This is a genomic window from Candidatus Methylomirabilota bacterium (genome assembly GCA_036001065.1).
Taxonomy (GTDB): domain Bacteria; phylum Methylomirabilota; class Methylomirabilia; order Rokubacteriales; family CSP1-6; genus MNEF01.
Genome location: DASYUQ010000096.1, coordinates 1 through 17,355, shown reverse-complemented (window position 1 = coordinate 17,355; position 17,355 = coordinate 1). Strand labels below are relative to the sequence as shown.

Annotated in this window: 20 protein-coding genes; 11 read left to right on the top strand and 9 right to left on the bottom strand. The window is 66.9% G+C overall.

Features of this window, described 5'->3' with window-relative positions; genetic code table 11:
- The 4 genes from VGV13_08890 to mazG all read right to left on the bottom strand — a co-directional run.
- Positions 1-528: ATPase, T2SS/T4P/T4SS family (locus VGV13_08890; protein HEV8641200.1), on the bottom strand; the 528-nt coding region annotated here is incomplete at its 3' end.
- Positions 529-555: 27 nt separating this feature from the next.
- The gene (pilB, locus tag VGV13_08885; protein HEV8641199.1) at positions 556-2,310 is read right to left on the bottom strand and encodes a type IV-A pilus assembly ATPase PilB; all 1,755 of its coding nucleotides are present in this window, start codon (positions 2,308-2,310) and stop codon (positions 556-558) included.
- A 10-nt stretch (positions 2,311-2,320) separates the two neighbouring features.
- A complete protein-coding gene (locus VGV13_08880) occupies positions 2,321-2,857 on the bottom strand; it encodes a macro domain-containing protein (GenBank protein ID HEV8641198.1) in 537 nt (178 codons plus the stop codon).
- Positions 2,854-3,690, bottom strand: a complete 837-nt coding sequence (gene mazG, locus VGV13_08875; GenBank protein HEV8641197.1) for a nucleoside triphosphate pyrophosphohydrolase — start codon at positions 3,688-3,690, stop codon at positions 2,854-2,856. The genes VGV13_08880 and mazG overlap by 4 nt, the downstream gene beginning before the upstream one ends.
- Positions 3,691-3,753: 63 nt before the next feature.
- On the opposite strand from mazG, the gene VGV13_08870 reads away from it, so the two are divergent.
- Entirely contained in the window at positions 3,754-4,179 is a 426-nt protein-coding gene (locus tag VGV13_08870) for a DUF1844 domain-containing protein (protein HEV8641196.1), read from the top strand.
- Here the strand turns inward: VGV13_08870 and VGV13_08865 are convergent.
- Positions 4,163-4,804 carry a hypothetical protein gene (locus VGV13_08865; protein HEV8641195.1) on the bottom strand — a complete coding sequence of 214 codons (642 nt, stop codon included), beginning with the start codon at positions 4,802-4,804 and terminating at the stop codon, positions 4,163-4,165. The two genes, VGV13_08870 and VGV13_08865, sit on opposite strands and share 17 nt — an antisense overlap.
- A gap of 290 nt (positions 4,805-5,094) precedes the next feature.
- Between VGV13_08865 and VGV13_08860 the strand changes: the two genes are divergently transcribed.
- The 6 genes from VGV13_08860 to VGV13_08835 all read left to right on the top strand — a co-directional run bounded on the left by VGV13_08860 (position 5,095) and on the right by VGV13_08835 (position 11,942).
- Entirely contained in the window at positions 5,095-5,484 is a 390-nt protein-coding gene (locus tag VGV13_08860) for an Hsp20/alpha crystallin family protein (protein HEV8641194.1), read from the top strand.
- A 108-nt stretch (positions 5,485-5,592) separates the two neighbouring features.
- Positions 5,593-7,512: a molecular chaperone DnaK gene (gene dnaK, locus VGV13_08855; GenBank protein ID HEV8641193.1), complete on the top strand. Its 1,920-nt coding sequence runs from the start codon at positions 5,593-5,595 to the stop codon at positions 7,510-7,512.
- Positions 7,513-7,520: 8 nt separating this feature from the next.
- On the top strand, positions 7,521-8,405 hold the full coding sequence (locus VGV13_08850) for a DnaJ C-terminal domain-containing protein (protein ID HEV8641192.1): 885 nt from the start codon (positions 7,521-7,523) through the stop codon (positions 8,403-8,405).
- Positions 8,402-8,788, top strand: coding sequence for a MerR family transcriptional regulator (locus tag VGV13_08845; protein ID HEV8641191.1), 387 nt, complete (start codon positions 8,402-8,404; stop codon positions 8,786-8,788). Before VGV13_08850 ends, VGV13_08845 begins: the two co-directional genes overlap by 4 nt.
- A 26-nt stretch (positions 8,789-8,814) precedes the next feature.
- Entirely contained in the window at positions 8,815-11,208 is a 2,394-nt protein-coding gene (gene lon / locus VGV13_08840; protein HEV8641190.1) for an endopeptidase La, read from the top strand.
- 71 nt (positions 11,209-11,279) lie between these two features.
- Positions 11,280-11,942 carry a lytic transglycosylase domain-containing protein gene (locus VGV13_08835; protein HEV8641189.1) on the top strand — a complete coding sequence of 221 codons (663 nt, stop codon included), beginning with the start codon at positions 11,280-11,282 and terminating at the stop codon, positions 11,940-11,942.
- Between the two features lie 14 nt (positions 11,943-11,956).
- On the opposite strand, the gene VGV13_08830 is transcribed toward VGV13_08835, so the two are convergent.
- On the bottom strand, positions 11,957-12,382 hold the full coding sequence (locus VGV13_08830) for a hypothetical protein (protein ID HEV8641188.1): 426 nt from the start codon (positions 12,380-12,382) through the stop codon (positions 11,957-11,959).
- Complete coding sequence (locus VGV13_08825; GenBank protein HEV8641187.1) at positions 12,382-12,918, bottom strand: isochorismatase family protein; 537 nt, start codon at positions 12,916-12,918, stop codon at positions 12,382-12,384. Before VGV13_08825 ends, VGV13_08830 begins: the two co-directional genes overlap by 1 nt.
- A gap of 437 nt (positions 12,919-13,355) precedes the next feature.
- Between VGV13_08825 and VGV13_08820 the strand changes: the two genes are divergently transcribed.
- On the top strand, positions 13,356-13,928 hold the full coding sequence (locus tag VGV13_08820; GenBank protein ID HEV8641186.1) for a hypothetical protein: 573 nt from the start codon (positions 13,356-13,358) through the stop codon (positions 13,926-13,928).
- Positions 13,929-14,202: 274 nt separating this feature from the next.
- Positions 14,203-14,403 carry a hypothetical protein gene (locus VGV13_08815; protein HEV8641185.1) on the top strand — a complete coding sequence of 67 codons (201 nt, stop codon included), beginning with the start codon at positions 14,203-14,205 and terminating at the stop codon, positions 14,401-14,403.
- Between the two features lie 76 nt (positions 14,404-14,479).
- On the opposite strand, the gene VGV13_08810 is transcribed toward VGV13_08815, so the two are convergent.
- Both VGV13_08810 and VGV13_08805 read right to left on the bottom strand, forming a co-directional pair.
- Positions 14,480-14,674, bottom strand: coding sequence for a hypothetical protein (locus tag VGV13_08810; protein HEV8641184.1), 195 nt, complete (start codon positions 14,672-14,674; stop codon positions 14,480-14,482).
- A gap of 75 nt (positions 14,675-14,749) precedes the next feature.
- Positions 14,750-15,094: a hypothetical protein gene (locus VGV13_08805; GenBank protein HEV8641183.1), complete on the bottom strand. Its 345-nt coding sequence runs from the start codon at positions 15,092-15,094 to the stop codon at positions 14,750-14,752.
- Between the two features lie 477 nt (positions 15,095-15,571).
- Between VGV13_08805 and VGV13_08800 the strand changes: the two genes are divergently transcribed.
- On the top strand, positions 15,572-16,069 hold the full coding sequence (locus tag VGV13_08800) for a transposase (protein ID HEV8641182.1): 498 nt from the start codon (positions 15,572-15,574) through the stop codon (positions 16,067-16,069).
- Positions 16,070-16,654: 585 nt separating this feature from the next.
- A complete protein-coding gene (locus VGV13_08795) occupies positions 16,655-17,038 on the top strand; it encodes a response regulator (protein HEV8641181.1) in 384 nt (127 codons plus the stop codon).
- Positions 17,039-17,355 lie beyond the last annotated feature (317 nt).

Below are 17,355 nucleotides of genomic sequence, written 5' to 3'. Positions count from 1 at the left end.
CTCGCGCTGATTGACGACGCACTTCTTGTGCGGATGCACGAACTCGATCGGATCCTCGATGGTGATGATGTGCTCGCTCCGCTCGCTGTTGATCTTGTCGATCATCGCCGAGAGCGTCGTCGACTTGCCCGAGCCCGTCGGCCCGGTGACGAGCACGAGGCCCTTGGGCCGGTCGGCCAGCTCCCGCACGATGGGCGGAAGCCCCAGCTCGTCGAACCCGCGGATCTGGTAGGGGATCACCCGGATGGCGGTGCCCACCGCGCCGCGCTGGCGGTAGACGTTGCACCGGAAGCGAGCGAGGCCCTGGATGCCGAACGACAGGTCGATCTCGTTTTCCTCCTCGAACTTCTGCTTCTGGGCTTCGTTCAGCACGCTATAGGCGAGCCGCTGGGTGTCCTGCGGCGTCAGCTGCTCGAACTGCGTGAGTTGGACGAGCTTGCCGTTGATCCGGATCTGCGGGTACGTGCCGGTGGTGATGTGCAGGTCGGATCCACCGCGGTCCACGAGGATCTGCAGCAGGTCTGCCATGTTTGCGGCCATCGTCTCCTCCGGCTGCTATTCGGCCACGGTCACGCGCAGCACTTCGTCCACGGTCGTGACGCCTTCGAGCACTTTGATGAGCCCCGCCTGGCGGAGCGTCTTCAGGCCCTGCGCTTGCGCGGTCGCGCGGATGTCGGCGGTCGGCGCCGCCTTCAAGATGAGATCGCGCAACTCCTGCGTGATCGGCATGACTTCGTAGAAGGCCACGCGCCCCTTCATGCCCGTGAAGTTGCAGTTCGGGCAGCCCTTGCCCTTGAAGAGCTGGACGCGGCCGCGCCCCTCGGGCTGATGCCCATAGGGCGCCAGGCTGTCCTCGTCGGCGGCGTACGGCTCGCGGCAGTCCTTGCAGACCTTGCGCCCCAGCCGCTGCGCCAGGATCAGCTGGAGCGAGGAGGCCACCAGGAAGGGCGGGATCCCCATGTCCACCAGCCGCGCGATGGTGGAGGGGCAGTCGTTGGTGTGCAGCGTGGAGAACACCAGGTGGCCGGTGAGCGCCGCCCGGACGGAGATCTGCGCCGTCTCGAGATCCCGCGTCTCGCCGACCAGGATCACGTCGGGGTCCTGCCGCAGGAAGGAGCGCAGGGCGGCCGCGAACGTCCGCCCCACCGCCTCGTTGACCTGGACCTGGTTGACCCCCTTGAGGTTGTACTCCACCGGGTCCTCGGCCGTCATGATGTTGACGTCCGGGGAGTTGATGGTGTGGATCGCGGAGTACAGCGTCGTCGTCTTGCCCGACCCCGTGGGCCCGGTGATCAGCACCATGCCGTAGGGCTGCTTGATGGCCTTGGTGAACTGCTCCAGCGACCAGGCGTCGAAGCCCAGCTGGGTGAGGTCCAGCTTCAGCGCGTCCTTGTCCAGGATGCGCAGCACGGCCTTCTCGCCGAAGATCGTCGGCAGCACCGAGACCCGGAAGTCGATCTCCCGCGTGTTGTAGCGCAGCTTGATGCGCCCGTCCTGGGGCATCCGCCGCTCCGCGATGTCCAGGTTGGCCATGATCTTCAGCCGCGAGATGATGGCCGGCTCCAGCTTCTTGGGCGGCGCCAGCATCTCGTGCAGCACCCCGTCGATGCGGAACCGCACCCGGAACACCTTCTCGTACGGCTCGAAGTGGACGTCCGACGACCCCTTCTGGATGGCGTCCACCAGCACCATGTTCACCAGCTTCACCACCGGGGCCTCGTCCGCCGACTCCCTCAGCTCGAAGACGTCGGCCTTGCCACCGATCTCCTGGTCCTCGACCACCTCGACGCTGGAGGCGGCGACTTCGCTGCTCAGCTCGGTGAGGACCTCCGTGATGCCCCCCGACTGGCTTTCGTAGTTCCGGTCGATCGCCTTGCGGATCGCGGCCTGGGAGGCGACCACGGGCAGCACCTGTAGGTTCGTCATGAATGCGACGTCGTCGAGGGCGAAGACATTGGTGGGATCCGCCATGGCGAGGGTCAGCGTGCCCCCGACACGCTTGACGGGGAGGACCTCGTACTTCTTGGCGATCGGAGCGGGTACGAGGCGGAGGACCTCCGGTTCGACGTCCAGCTGCGACAACGTGATCGACGGGATGCCGTACTGACGTGAGAGGAACCCGATGAGCTGCTCTTCGCTCAGAAGGTTGAGCCGGAGGAGCACGGACCCGAGCTTCTCGCTCGTGCCCTTCTGATCGGCCAGCGCGCGCAGGAGCTGGTCTTGGCTGATCAGTCCTTCGGCGACCAGGAGATCTCCGAGTCGCCGGGTCGGAGATTGCCCCAGCTTCGTATGCGCCTTCGTGTGCGCCATTAAGACTTTTTTACTGTACTCCGCCCAGCCGTTTCAACGTATCTGAAAAGGCTCGGTGGGCGTCGTCCTGATACAGCACGAAGACTACGCGCTTGAGGCTACTATGGCCGCCTTTGAGGTGGCCCACGACCTCCTTGAGCATCGCCTCGGCGGAAATGGGCGGGGGAACGTGGCCCACACCCGTGCCGAGCGCGGGCAGGGCCAGGGACGTGATCCGATGCTTGTCGGCCACGGCGAGCACGGCCCGCGTCGTCTTCCCGATCTTCTCGGCGTCGGTCTGGAGATCGGGGCCCATGACCGCCGCGTGGATGACGTGCGTCGCCGCCAGGTTGCCGCCGGTGGTCAGCACCGCTTCCCCTACCTCCACCGGCCCCTGCCGCATCGCCTCTTCTTCGATGATGACGCCGCCCTTGCGTTTGATGGCGCCGGCGACGCCGGCACCCATCGCCAGGGTCGAGTTGGCCGCGTTGACGATCGCATCGACCTCCCGGTCGGTGATGTCTCCGCGTTCGATCGAGATGCTCGCGCCGCCGATCTTGAGCTTCATGACTCAGGCTTGCCTGGGGCCGGCGCCTCGCGCTCGCCCGCCCGCTCCCGGGCCTTCGCGGCCTCCCACGAATGCTCGAGCTCTTCCTGGGATACGTTTTCCATGGACTTGCCTCGAGCGATCAGGTCGACCTCCATCTCGGTGAAGCGGCGGCGGAATTTTTCGATGGCTCGGCCCAGCGCCTCCTCCGCGTCGATGCCCGCCAGTCGGGCCACGTTCACGAGCGAAAAGAAGACATCGCCCAGCTCCTCCGCGATCCGGTCCTGATCGCGGCCCGCGATCGCCGTGGCGGCTTCCCGGACCTCCTCCTCGACCTTCTCCCAGGCGGCGGGCGCGTCGGGCCAATCGAAGCGCACGCGCGCCGCTTTTGTCTGGACGCGCTGGGCCCGGAGCAGGGCGGGCAGGGCCCGCGGGACCCCGTCGATCACCGACCGCCGTCGGCCTTCCGCAACAGCCTCGCGCTGCTTGAGCGCTTCCCACTGCGCCAGCGCTTCCTGGGGCGTGGCCACCGAGGCGTCACCGAACACGTGCGGGTGGCGGCTCACCATCTTGGCGACGAGGCGGCGAAGCACATCCGTCATGGTGAATTCGCCGCGTTCCGTCGCGATCTGGCAGTGAAACACCACCTGGAACAGCAGGTCGCCGAGCTCTTCCTGCAGGTGCGCGCTGTCGCTCGTCTCCAGCGCTTCGAGGACCTCGTAGGCCTCCTCGATGAGGTACGCCTTCAAGGAGGTTCGGGTTTGTTCGCGGTCCCACGGACAGCCATCCGGTCCACGCAGGCGCGCCATGATGTCGACGAGACGTTCGAAGAGGGTACTGGGGGACTCGGTCATGTCCGCACTTGAGGGTGAAGTGATTATACAGCAGCCATTTCCGCGTATGCTACGTTGACGCATATGGCCGAGCGCGACTTCGACCAGGGCTTCCAGGTGAGGGACCGGCGCGGCCGGGGTGAGGAGCCATCGCCGTCGGCCGAAGAGCGCCGGCCGGCCCCCCAGGAGGGGCGGCAGGTCCCGGAACCTCAGGCTCCACCCCGGGAGCGGCAGGCGGCGCCGGAACCTCAGGCTCCACCCCGGGAGCGGACCCTGATGGGCCTCTTCATGATGCTCGCGAGCTTCGCGGTGGCTGCGCTGGAAGGGGTACCAGATCCCACCACGGGCCAGACCGAACGCGATCCCCAGCAAGCGGCGGAGCTCGTCGACACGCTCATCCTCCTGCGCGAGAAGACGGAGGGCCACCGGACCGCCGAGGAGACTCAGATGCTGGAGGGACTGATCTACGACCTCCAGCTCCGGTACGTACGGGCTACGACGCGGTCCTGATCAGGACGCGCCCGGGTTCGACCACGAGCCCCTCCATCGTCTCCGGGACTGGCGAGCGCAGTAACCGCAGCGCTGCCGGATTCACGATGAGACGGAGCAGAAATGCGGGGAGTCGCCGCTGCCCAAGCCAGAAGTGGGTGACCTCGAGCCGGAGATAACGGCGCTGGCGGCCCCCGGTCAGCTCGAGGCGCGCGCGGGCGCGGAGGTGCAGCCACAGCGGGCGCTCGAGCCAACGCGTGGGCAGCATCTCGACGAGCCGGGGCATCGGCGGTTCCGTCAGGATGGCGCGCAGGGGAACGCGGCCCGCGAACTCGACCGTGGCATCGTCCCGAAATCGAATGGTGACCGCGGTGAGCGGCAGGTCCGCGGCGTCCGCGAGGTGGCGTGACAGGAAGGCGTTGATCTCCCCCTCGGAGAGCACGGTCGGCTCCGCCCCACCTCCCCCCCGGCCTAAGCTGGCTCGACCACGCCTGGCAAGCGCGTAGATCTTTTGCTGGGCGCTCCGCCAGTCCGCCGGGGTCACCGCCACCGTCTGGAGGTCGGGCTGTTCGAAGACTCCGAGGAGGAACCAGAAAAACCCGGCAAACCCAGCAGCCAGGAGAACCACGAGGCAGAGAAAGGCCACCAGGCAGCCACCACAGCCGAGTCGCATTGCCAGACGATAGCATGGATACTCTTAAAATCCTTGAAAGTTAGGTAGTTACATTCCATGCTTCCGGTATGTTAGGCTCCACATCTTGACAGATATGGACTCACCTGATATACGAACAGTGGACTCAATCTCCAAGGCCGGCAGGGAGGGCCGGCGAAACCGCAAAGGAGGGGACTGACTATGACGATCGATCGTTGGCGTCCGTTCGCAAACACCCGGGAGCGTTGGGAGCCGTTCCACGACGTGACCGAGATTCACAGGAGATGAACCGACTGTTCGACAACTTCTTCGGCCGGCCGTCCGCGGTAGCGACCGCGGAGCGGGTGTGGCTTCCGCTCTGCGACATGTACGAGACCAAGGACGATCTCCACGTGACCTTCGAGCTCCCCGGCGTTCGGGAGAAGGAGGTCAGCGTCGCGATCACGGGCGATGTCCTCACCGTGAAGGGCGAGCGCAAGTGGGACCGGGAACTGAAGGATGAGAACTATCACCGGCTGGAGCGTGTCTACGGCAAGTTCGAGCGCGCTGTCCCGCTGCCCGTGCCGGTGCAGGCAGACAAGGTGAAGGCCACCTACCGCGATGGGGTGCTGGAGATCACGCTCCCGAAGGCGGAAGAGGCGAAGCCCAAAGAGATCAAGATCGACCTGCTGTAGGCCCCCGGTGTCGCGCGTTTCGAGCGCCGGCTTTGCCGGCGCCACCGAACTGGGGGAGGTCTCGGAGGGGGCCCTCGAGGCCCCCTCCGATTAAAAGGGAGACTGGACATGGCGAAGGTGATCGGTATTGACCTCGGGACGACGAACTCCGTGGTGGCGGTGGTGGAGGGCGGCAACCCCACTGTCATCGCCAACCAGGAGGGGAGTCGGCTGACGGCTTCCGTCGTCGGTTTCACGAAGGACGGCGAGATTCTCGTCGGTCAGGTCGCCAAGCGGCAGGCCATCACGAATCCCGAGAACACCGTGTTTTCGATCAAGCGGTTCATGGGCCGGCGGTACGACGAGGTCCTCCAGGAGATCAAGCTCGTCCCCTACAAGGTGGTCAAGGCCGCGAACGGGGACGTCCGTGTCGAGATCCGGGGTAAGGAGTACGCGCCGCCGGAAATCTCCGCCATGATCCTGCGCAAGCTCAAGGAGGCCGCCGAGGCCTACCTGGGCGAGAAGGTGACGCAGGCGGTCATTACGGTGCCGGCTTACTTCAACGACAGCCAGCGCCAGGCCACCAAGGACGCGGGGAAGATCGCCGGGCTGGAAGTGCTGCGCATCATCAACGAGCCCACCGCGGCGGCACTGGCCTACGGGATGGACAAGAAAAAGGACCAGACGATCGCGGTCTACGACCTCGGCGGCGGGACCTTCGACGTCTCGATCCTCGAGATCGGCGAGGGCGTGTTCGAGGTCAAGGCGACCAACGGCGACACGCACCTGGGCGGCGACGACTTCGACCAGCGGATCATCGACTGGATCGCCGAGGAGTTCAAGAAGGAGCACGGCATCGACCTCCGTAGGGACCGCATGGCGCTGCAGCGGCTGAAGGAGGCGGCCGAGAAGGCCAAATGTGAGCTGTCGACGACGCTGCAGACCGAGATCAATCTGCCGTTTATCACGGCCGACGCGAGCGGTCCCAAGCACTTGGTGCTGACCCTCACCCGCGCCAAGCTGGAGGCACTGGTGGCTGATCTTATCGAGCGCACGCTGGGCCCGTGCCGCCAGGCGATGCAGGACGCAGGGGTGACGCCCAAGGACATCGATGAGGTGATCCTGGTCGGCGGTCAGACGCGCATGCCCAAAGTCCAGGAAGTGGTGAAGCAGCTGTTCGGCAAGGAGCCGCACAAGGGCGTGAACCCGGACGAGGTGGTGGCGGTCGGCGCGGCGGTGCAGGCGGCCGTGCTGACGGGCGAGGTCAAGGACCTGCTGCTGCTCGACGTGACGCCGCTCTCGCTGGGCATCGAGACCCTCGGCGGAGTCATGACGGTGCTGATCCCGCGCAACACGACGATCCCGACGAAGAAGAGCGAGATCTTCACGACGGCGGCCGACAGCCAGACGTCGGTCGAGGTCCATGTTCTGCAGGGTGAGCGGCCGATGGCGCGGGATAACCGCACCCTCGGCAAGTTCCATCTCGTGGGCATCCCGCCGGCGCCACGGGGTGTCCCGCAGATCGAGGTGACCTTCGACATCGATGCGAACGGCATCCTCAATGTGTCCGCGAGAGACACGGCGACAGGCAAGCATCAGAACATCACCATCACCGCCTCCTCAGGCCTGACCAAGGAGGAAGTCGAGCGGATGGTGAAGGACGCCGACTCCCACGCCGCGGACGATGCCAAGCGCAAGCAGGAGATCGAGGTCCGGAACCAGACTGACTCGCTCGTTTACTCCACCGAGCGAACGCTCGGCGAGCACGGCGCCAAGCTTGGCGAGGCGGATCGCAAGGCGGTCGAGGAGGCGCTCGCCGAGGCGAGGGAGGCGCTGAAGGGCGACGATGTCGACCGGATGAAGCGCGCCCAGGAAAAGCTGACGCGGGCCTCGCACAAGCTCGCCGAGATCATGTACCGCGAGGCGCAGGCCAAGGCGCCGGGGGCGCCCACCGGCGGGACCGCGGCCGATGGCAGTGGGGCCGCCGGCGGGCCGAAGGAAGGCGAAGTGGTGGACGCGGACTTCGAGGATCTGGGCGAAAAGAAGTAGGGCGGACCATGCATCGCGACTATTACGCGGTGCTCGGCATCGCGGCGACGGCGGAGCCGCGCGAGATCCGTCGGGCCTACCAGCGGCTGGCGCGGCAGTACTCGCCGGACGTGAACTTCTGGGACGAGGCGGCGCGCGCGCTCTTTACCGAGATCGCGGAGGCCTACCGCGTGCTGAGCGACCCGGCGGCGCGCGCGATGTACGACCGGTTAGGCCACCGCATGGGCGGCGATGCGCTGGAGGCCGGCCGGCGGGGCGAGGACGTTCACCTGGCGGTGGAACTGTCGTTCGCCGAGGCGGCGCGCGGGGCGGCCTTCGAGCTTGACGTGCCGCGGTTTTCGCCGTGCAGCGCGTGTGGCGCCACCGGCGTCAGCGCCGGCGACCCGTGCCCCGTGTGCCTCGGTCGCGGGGTGCGGCGCGTGGTGGACGTCGTGTCGGTGACGATTCCGGCCGGCGTCGATTCGGGCACCCAGGTCCGCGTCCGGGGTGAGGGGAACGCCGCACCGTTCGGCGGCCCGCGCGGCGACCTCATCGTGAGCACACGCGTGCGGGAACACGCGTTCTTCAGGCGGCAGGGGGAGGGCGTGTACTGCGAAGTGCCCATCAGCGTGTGGGAAGCCCTGCGCGGCGCCCGCATCCACGTCCCGACGCCAACTGGTGAGGCGGTGCTGGTGATTCCACCCGGGACGACGGCGGGCCAGGCGTTCCGTCTGCGCGGGCACGGGCTGCCGAAGCTGGCGGGGGAGGGTCGGGGGGATCTCTACGTCACGATCCGCGTGGAAGTGCCCGGCGGGCTCGACACGCGGACCGACGAGTTGGTCCGCGAGCTCGAGCGGCTGATCCCGCTCTCCCCGCGGGCCGGTCTGGCGCGGTACGCGGGAGGGACGCAGTGAACGATCGGAGCAAGCCGCTATACACAATCGGCGTTGTCGCGAGCATGCTCAAGGTGCATCCGCAGACGCTCCGTTTCTACGAGAAGAAGGAGTTGCTGCGTCCGAGCCGAACCGAAGGACGGACTCGGATGTACTCGCAGGAGGATGTCGAAGAGCTGGCCCGCCTGATCCGTCTCACTCGGGATCTCGGCGTGAATCTGGCCGGCGTCGAAATCATCTTAAGGATGAGACGGCGGATGATCGAAATGCAGAAGCAGATCGAGGATCTTCTCGTCTATGTTCGCGAGAGCGGGGAGGACGGGCGCGGGCGGGAGGCCCGCCCGCCGCGGGAGGCGCTCGTGCGCGCCGCCTCCGGCCACCTCAAGCCCGTCGATCTCTTCTGAGAGAAAGGTCGAAGGTATCCCACGAGATGACTAATCAGCCCGACGGCAAGGACCGGCCGGTGCCGGACATCCTGGCGATCCTTCCGCTGCGCTCGGCCGTGGTGTTCCCCCACGCGGTCGTGCCGCTGGCGGCCGGACGCCCATCTTCGGTTCGCCTGATCGAGGACGCGGTGCAGGGGGGGCGACTGGTTGCCACGGTGGCGCAGCGCGACCCGGCCAACGACGAGCCCGGCCGCGAGGGGCTGCACCCGGTCGGCACGCTGACGATGATCCATCGCGTACTGAAGCAGCCCGACGGAACGCTGCGTCTCGTGGTGCAAGGGCTCAGCCGGCTGCGGATCGTCGAGGTTCTCGAGACCTCGCCGTTCCTTCGGGCCCGCGTAGAAGTCCTGGCCGACGAAGAGCCGGCCCCGCACGATCTCGAAGCCGAAGCCCTCACGCGGAGCGTCACGTCGCTCTTCCAGAAGGTCGTGTCACTCTCGCCCACGTTGCCCGACGAGCTGGCGAACGTCACGGCGACCGCGGAGGGTGGCGGCGCGTTGGCCGACGTGGTCGCGGCATCCCTGCCCACGCTTCAGCTCGGGCTCAAGCAGGAGCTGCTCGAGACCACCAGCGTCAAGGCGCGCCTGCAGAAGCTGGTCACAGCGCTCGGCAAGGAAGCCGAGGTCCTCGAGCTAGGCTCGAAGATCCAGTCCGAGATCCAGTCGGAGATGTCGAAGACCCAGCGGGAGTACTACCTGCGCGAGCAGCTCAAGGCCATCCAGAAGGAGCTGGGCGAGGGCGACGAGCGCACGCAGGAGATCGACGCGCTCCGGGAGAAGATCGAAGCGGCCGGCATGCCGGAGGAAGCGCGCCAGGAGGCGCTCCGCGAGCTGGATCGACTGGCCAAGATGCCGCCGGCGGCGGCGGAGTATACGGTGGCCCGGACCTACATCGACTGGCTCGTGTCGATGCCGTGGCGCCAGCAAACAACCGACACCGTCGACATCGAGCAGGCGCGGGCGATCCTCGACGAGGACCATGAGGGCCTCGAGAAGGTCAAGGAGCGGATCCTCGAGTACCTGGCGGTGAAGAAGATCCGCCGGGACGGCAAGGACCCGATCCTGTGCCTCGTAGGCCCCCCGGGCGTCGGCAAGACCTCGCTGGGACGGTCCGTCGCCCGCGCACTCGGTCGGAAGTTCCACCGGATCTCGCTGGGCGGCATGCGGGATGAGGCCGAGATCCGTGGCCACCGGCGCACCTACATCGGCGCGCTGCCGGGCCAGATCATCCAGGGACTCCGGCGGACGGGCACCAAGAATCCCGTGTTCATGCTCGACGAGATCGACAAGCTCGGAACCGACTTCCGGGGCGACCCGGCCTCGGCCTTGCTCGAGGTGCTCGATCCCGAGCAGAACGCGACGTTCCGGGACCACTACCTGGACGTCCCCTTCGACCTGTCGCGGGTGCTGTTCATCACGACGGCGAACGTCATCGACGCCGTCCCGGCGCCGCTGCGCGATCGGATGGAGGTCATCCACCTCGCGGGCTACACCGAGGAGGAGAAGATCCGGATCGCCCAGACGCACCTCGTCCCGAAGCAGGCCCACGAGCACGGCCTGACCGTGGGCACCGACCTCGAGTTCACGCTGGAGGCGCTGCGCTTGCTCGCGCGCGGCTACACGCGAGAGGCCGGCGTCCGCAACCTCGAGCGGGAGATCGCCAGCATCTGCCGCAAGGTGGCCCGGCAGCGGGCCACGGGCCCCAGCGGGCTGGTACGCGTCACCCCCGACGTGGTGACGTCATTCCTCGGTGTGCCGCGCTTCGAATTCGAGGAGCTGGAGGAGCGTACCCGAGTGCCGGGAGTGGCGGTGGGCTTGGCATGGACGCCGGCCGGCGGCGATCTGCTCTTCATCGAGGCGACCCGGATGAAGGGCGCCCGCACGCTGACGCTGACCGGTCAGCTCGGGGACGTGATGAAGGAGTCGGCGCAAGCGGCCCTGTCCTGGGTCCGCTCACACGCCGGGGCGCTGGGACTCCCGGCCGACTTCTGGGAGTCATCGGACGTCCACATCCACGTGCCCGCCGGGGCGATCCCCAAGGACGGGCCATCCGCCGGTGTCACGTTGACGGTCGCGCTCGTTTCGCTGCTCACAGGCCGGCGCGTGCGCCCGGGGCTGGCGATGACCGGCGAGGTGAGCCTCTCCGGGCGTGCGCTGCCAGTGGGTGGGATCAAGGAAAAGGTTCTGGCGGCTCACCGGGCGGGCGTGCGCACCGTGATCCTGCCCAGACGCAACCAGAAAAATCTGCTGGAGGATGTGCCGCGGGAGGTGCAGGAGGTCATGACCTTCCACCTGGTTGATGCCGTGGACGAGGTAGTCGATCTCGCGCTCGAAGAGCCGGCCCGGCCGCAGCCCGAGTCCATTGCCTCCAGGGCCTAAGTGACTGATTTAACATACGTCTCTGACTGCATCATTGACAATGGATCATGGGCGTCCGGTAAGATGATGTCGTGATCAGGTTTGCCGTCGGCGTCCTTGTGGTCAGCGCCCTTGCGACCGCCGCCCCTGCCGGCGCCCAGACGTTCCGGTTGGTTGGGGCGGACGGCACCGTCCATTTCACGAACACGCCGACCGATCCCCGCTACCGGCGTGAGGGCGTGGTGACTGGCAGCCAAGTCGGCTGGCTCCGCCCGGTTGTCACCGTGGCTCCGTACGCGCGGGAAATCCGGGAAGCGGCCGATCGCTACGGCATTCCCGAGAACCTGATCACGGCCATGATCCGCGTCGAGTCCGGCTTCAATCCGCGCGCCGTATCATCCAAGGGCGCGCGGGGCCTCATGCAGCTCATGCCGGAGACGGCCTCGATCCTCGGCGTACGCGATGTGTTCAATCCGCGGGAGAACATCGACGGGGGCGTCCGTCACCTGCGCGGATTGATGGAGAGGTTCGCGAGTGACCTGGCGCTGGTGCTGGCGGCCTACAACGCGGGCGAGCAGGTGGTGATGGCCTATCGCGGGATCCCCCCGTACCAGGAGACGCGTGGCTACGTGACCCGGGTGCTCGAGCTGTTCGGCGGCGCGTCGGCCTCGCTGCCCCAGTCGACGTTCGTGACCGTCGAGCGCAACGGCACCGTCGTTTATACGAACATCCCGCCGCGGGGGCGCCTCTTCTAGTTGGGACGGCGCCGCTAGGGGCGGCGCCAGACGAGGTCGAGGAAGCGTTCCAGCAAGCCGTCGTTGACGAACACGTCGAGGGCCTCCCGCGTGCCCGCCTGATCCATCCCCCACAGAGCGGCACGCTTGCCCTCGTTGGCCATCTGGATGAAGACCCGCTGGTCCCGCGTGAAGACCACCGGCAGATCCTCGTAGATCTGGGCGGTGAATGCGTTGACGCCGGGGCCGCCAATGGCGATGGCCGGGAAGAACTCGCCCAGCTCATTGTTTATGACCCAGACGTCGGTCACGACGACGCCGGCGTGCCCCTCCGAGCCCGCGGCTCGCGCGTTCACCGCGCGCTTCAGTTCGTAGGCGATCGGACGGTCCTCCTCCTCGGGCAGGATTCCGTGGCCGACGACGACCAGCACGGTCGTTCTGAGATCGAAATAGCGGATCATCAGCGCAGCAGCTTCGCGATATCCCGGAAGACCTCGGTGTCGGCCCGCCCCAGCCACTGAAAGACCACGGTTTCCGTGGCCGTAACGACAGCGCCGGCGTCGCGGGCCTCGGCCAGTCCCAGATCGTAATTGGCGCGCCGGCGCGAGCAGACGGCGTCGGCGACCACCGAGACGCGGAACCCCAGGTCCAGAAGGTCCCGGGCGGTGATAAGTACGCACACGTGGGCTTCGAGACCGGTGAGGATCACGTGGTCGGCGCCGAGCGCCCGTAGGCGTTCGACGAAGCCCGGGGCCCCGCAGCAGGAAAATGCGGTCTTCTCGAACGCGTCAACGCCGTCGAGCAGGGCCCGGAGCTCGGGCAAGGTGCGCGCCAGTCCCTTTGGGTACTGCTCGGTGAGCATGATTGGCACGCCCAGCCGCTGGGCGGTGGCGCCGAGGATCTTGATGTTCGCGAGCATTTCGTCGCGGCGCTCCGCCTCCATCGCGGCGAAGAGCCGTTCCTGGACGTCGACCACGACGAGGGCGGGACGGGGCATAGCGCCTCCCAGGACACCGGACACGGGGCTCGAACCGCCTCATTCTCTCACGCTCCGCCAGCCTGACCAGGGGGTGCACTGACCGCCACCGCCAGGCCGGCCCTCGTGCCCAGGTATCTCGCCCTCGGACTTCACCCAGGCCACGGAGCGTGCAGGGCGGTTCCTGGGCTCGACTCCGTCCGGCTTGCCGGCGGGTTTCGAGAATCAGCCGGGCACGAGGAGAAGCATCAACCGGCGCCGTAGTGGCACGGCGCGGATCTCGCTGATGATCCAAAACGGCACTCGAAGCCGATATTCACTGGGCCTGCGAAAGCATGGTGCTCAGCAATTTCAACGCCTTCCTGGCGCCACGATCCGGTGGCATCGAATCCGCACTCCCCCCGCCGACCGAACTGGGCATGAGAGCGACCTCCAGCGGAGAAACAGCACACAGCCTCGTGAAGACGGTCCTCGTCACGATCGCGTCCCTGGTCGTACTGCTGCTTCCCCATCCGGCCCGAGGCGAGGGCGCCTGGCTCCTCAGCCTTTACGGGGGCCATTTCGGCGGGAGTGGCAACGGCGACATGGCGGAGCTCCAGTTCCGGGACACGTACTTCACTGGCCTCGGACTGCTGTGGGAATTTGCCGAGTCCGATCCTCACGTGCGCTGGGAATTCGAAGGGCAGGCGCTCAAACATTTCGGCCAGCAGGACAACGGCGAGTTTGCGATCACGATCAACGTCCGCTGGCTGACGTTCCCGTGGGATGCCTACCTCGACACGAGCCTGGCCTTTGGGAGCGGCCTCTCCTACGCTACCGATGCCCCCGCGGTGGAGGCCCGAGAGAACCCGGACACCGGCTCCACGCGATTGCTGCACTACTTGCTGGTCGACCTGGCTTTCGCGGTGCCGGGGGCACCTCAGTGGAGCGTCGTGACTCGGATCCACCACCGCTCGGGGATCTGGGGATTCTTCGACGGCGTCGGCCGGGCCTCCAACTTCTTCGTCGTGGGACTGCGGTACCGCTTCTAAGACGCAGGAGCGTCCCACCATCGGGCCGCCGCGCCTGGCGAACCTCCTGGACTCGTGGTTGCGTGCGCCGGACCGGAGGAGCTGGCGATGAAGCCGGGCCAGAGAGTTTCCGCCTCGGTCCTGATGGTGGCGTTGGCGCTCACGCTCACCGGCTACTGGAGACCACCATCCGCCCGGGCAGCCGACCAGGACCTCGGCCCCTGGACCGTCGGCGGCGCGATCAGCTTCCTGGGCAGCACGCCGGACGGCATCGCCCTGGCGCTGAACTTCCGAGTTGAGCCAGATCGGGCTCTCCGCGCAGGCGAAATACTGGCTCGAGGTCCCGAACACCGAGAGCCGATTGAAGCTGACCGTGCAAGCCGGTATCGGGTTCGTGCACGCCGATTTTCTTCTGGGCGATACCTCCTGGCTGATCCCGCTCGGCATAGGTATGGACTATGCGCTGACCGACAAGATAAAGCTGACCCGATCTTGATACCGGCTTCGGGACTCGTGCTCGAGCGATGGCCGGCCTCACGTTCGGCGTCCGCTTCTGATCGGTCCGGGGATCTCTAGGCGCCTTGCTTCCGCCGCTCCTGCTCCTCGAAGGCGTCGAGGTCCTCCAGGGCGTCGACCGTAGCCCTGAACTCGATCGAGACCTGGTCACCGAGCCGACGGCGTTCGTCTTTCGCCGCCTCGTATAGCTGCTCCAGCAACTCGTCACGCCGGCGTCGGATCCGCTTCTGGTCCCTTCGCTCTGCGGTCATCGCGCTCCTCCGCGTTGAGTCGGGAAGCCTCCAGTGCCCGTGAGACGACGGTGTGCTACGGCTGGTCGGCGCAGGTCAGTTGGCGGGCCCCTGCGGCGAAGATCGGCGGGTCAGGTCCACTGGACCCTGTGGCCCCCAGCGGAAGCTCGACTCACCCGTCCCCGCGAGATGCTCAGCGTCTATGCGGGTCAACGTGAGTTGTTGGGTGCCGTTCGGCATCACGCCGCGCAACACGAGCATCAACCCTCCACGCGTGGACCCGAACCAGCCCTCGACGCCGACCGAGACGGCATCGCCCCGGATGGTGGAAGTCATTACCCCGTTCACGCCCGGCGCTCGTTGTCCGAGCAACTGTACAGGACCCAGGTAGATGCCCGAGTAGGCTGCCATTTCCTTCTGGTCGACCACCACGAGCGTCAAAGGAGTCCCGCCCCACAGGCCGCTCCAGGTTCCCCGGAGATCCGGCACCGTTGTCGCGGGCGGAGTCGACCGTAGCCGCTCTGACGTGCTCGCGCAGCCCGTGATCAGCAAGACGAGCCCGAGTCCGGCGAAACAGCCACGATGACGCGTCATCGACGGAGTCCAGTGTAATGCCGCTCTCGGGGACAGGCCAGGGCCAGGTCCTCCAGGCCGTCATCGTGCGGCGGCTGCTAGCGCCCTGGCTGTTCTGCTAGCTCGAGTACCGCCGCCAGGACATCCTTTTGCGTGAGAAGCCCTACGGGACGCCCGGACCCATCGACGACTGGGACCGCCCCGATCTTCTTCGTGATGATGAGTCGCGCGATTCCCAGCATGGGGGTGTCGGGGCCGACGGTGACGTCTTGGGCGTCATGATGTCCTTGACCAGGATGTCAAAGACCTCATACCGGCCGGCGCCGAGACGATAGCCTCGAGCTCTTGGCCTGGCTCAATGCCCGGGTGCAGCAGCTCGATGCCCACCTGGCGCTGGCGGCCGAGGCCGACCCCAAGGCGCGGCGGCTCATGACCCATCCGGGCGTCGGGATGTTGACCGCCCTGGCCACCGTCCTCGTCTTGGGGCCACCGGATCGCTTCCCCCACAGCACGCACGTCGTCAGCGACGTCGGCTTGGCCCCTTCGGTCAGTGCGTCGGCCGATAAATGTCGCCTGGGCCACATCAGCAAACAGTCCAGCGCCCTGCTCCGCTGGATCCTTGGCCAGGCCGCGCCGCTGGCCGCGCGCGCCGATGCCGATCTCAAGCGCTTGTCCTTCACGCTGCTGCACCGCCGCGGCCGGCCCAAAGCCCAAGTCGCCCTCGCCCGCAGACTGCTGGTGCGCCTCTACATCATGCGGCGTGATGAGCTCGACTATGACGAGTTCTGCCGACGCGGCCGCGCCGCGCGCGCGACGCAGGAGGCCGTCCGCAGCCCGGCGTAAGGCATCGCGAGCATCCTGGTCCGGGTCGGGCCCAGGGCCTACGTTCCAGTGCGGGCGTTCTCGGGGTGATTGATGGTCTACCATGACCGACTTACTGATGGGGACGCCCACCCTCGGCGATCGAGATGACCGCCGACGATCGAACACAACATCATGCGCCGCTCCGGTGTGCGCGAATGGATGGCTGGTGGCCGTAGCCGCGGGTGAATCCGACCGCGTCTCGATCTGAGGATCGAGACCACAGCCGACGACTGCGTTGACTCACCGGCCGTTCTCATGGATCATCACCCGATCCGCCCCAGCAGCAGCGACGGCGGGATGCCGATCCTTCATGGGCGCCTCCCGGGGCGGGACGGGTAGAAGCGGTCCGACCACGTTCAGTTTCACCTGGATGGCACGGAGAGTCTCCCTACCCCGGGGAAGAACTCATGGGCGATGCGGCGGAACCGCTAGGACCGGACCCAAGCCGAAGAGAGTTGGGGAAAAGTTTTCCTATATGGTCCACCCGAGCCGACGGTGTAGCCTTCCGACAGGCAACCACGCGGACGCATGCGCCAACAGCGCAAACGACACGCCAAGAGGCGGATGCCGCTCATCCTTCTCGTGGAGGATGATAGCGACCAGCGGGAAATGTACGCGTCGTTGCTCTCATCGCACGGGTTCGAGGTCGCGCAGGCACGCGATGGGGCACGGGCGGTCGCGCTGGCGTTCGAACTACGCCCCGACCTCATCGTGATGGATTTGTCGCTGCCCTTCCTCGATGGCTGGGAAGCGACCGGACGCCTCAAGCGCGATCCGCGGACTCACCGGATCCCGATCGTGGCCTGCACCGCTCACGCGTTCGGCCCCGCCGTGGAGCGTGCTCTTGAAGTGGGCTGCGACGCCTACGTGGTCAAGCCGTTCTCGCTGAAGAATCTCCTCGCTGAGATCCGCAGGATGCTCGCCCGAGCAGACGGGCGGGCGGTATAGCCTCTCCAGCCGATGCCGTAGTCAAACCAGCCCGCGCGGAGAATTCGGCTCCGCTCGGCGAGCGCATTCTTCAGCGTCGCCCTGATCGTTGACCACGTCGCCGCGTCCCGCCGGGTGCCGGGCATGGTGCGCAGCAGAGCTGGATGCTTCACGCCCGCTCGACCGCCCACCTGCCGGCTAACCCCGATCCGAAATTCTTTTGGCGAGGAATGTGCGGAAACGCGGCGTCGGTAGCGGCCGTGGCCAGGGTGGGTACGTGCGCACCCACGTCTTCCTATAGAGGCGCTGGCTGCGGTCGAACCATCTCCTGAACACCG

Coding starts and splice junctions, on each gene's coding strand:
- VGV13_08810 (HEV8641184.1), bottom strand. CDS start 14,674: ATGACCGCAGAGCGAAGGGACCAGAAGCGGATCCGACGCCGGCGTGAC.
- VGV13_08880 (HEV8641198.1), bottom strand. CDS start 2,857: ATGAAGCTCAAGATCGGCGGCGCGAGCATCTCGATCGAACGCGGAGAC.
- VGV13_08830 (HEV8641188.1), bottom strand. CDS start 12,382: ATGATCCGCTATTTCGATCTCAGAACGACCGTGCTGGTCGTCGTCGGC.
- VGV13_08825 (HEV8641187.1), bottom strand. CDS start 12,918: ATGCCCCGTCCCGCCCTCGTCGTGGTCGACGTCCAGGAACGGCTCTTC.
- VGV13_08860 (HEV8641194.1), top strand. CDS start 5,095: ATGAACCGACTGTTCGACAACTTCTTCGGCCGGCCGTCCGCGGTAGCG.
- dnaK (HEV8641193.1), top strand. CDS start 5,593: ATGGCGAAGGTGATCGGTATTGACCTCGGGACGACGAACTCCGTGGTG.
- lon (HEV8641190.1), top strand. CDS start 8,815: ATGACTAATCAGCCCGACGGCAAGGACCGGCCGGTGCCGGACATCCTG.
- VGV13_08795 (HEV8641181.1), top strand. CDS start 16,655: ATGCCGCTCATCCTTCTCGTGGAGGATGATAGCGACCAGCGGGAAATG.
- VGV13_08870 (HEV8641196.1), top strand. CDS start 3,754: ATGGCCGAGCGCGACTTCGACCAGGGCTTCCAGGTGAGGGACCGGCGC.
- VGV13_08850 (HEV8641192.1), top strand. CDS start 7,521: ATGCATCGCGACTATTACGCGGTGCTCGGCATCGCGGCGACGGCGGAG.
- pilB (HEV8641199.1), bottom strand. CDS start 2,310: ATGGCGCACACGAAGGCGCATACGAAGCTGGGGCAATCTCCGACCCGG.
- mazG (HEV8641197.1), bottom strand. CDS start 3,690: ATGACCGAGTCCCCCAGTACCCTCTTCGAACGTCTCGTCGACATCATG.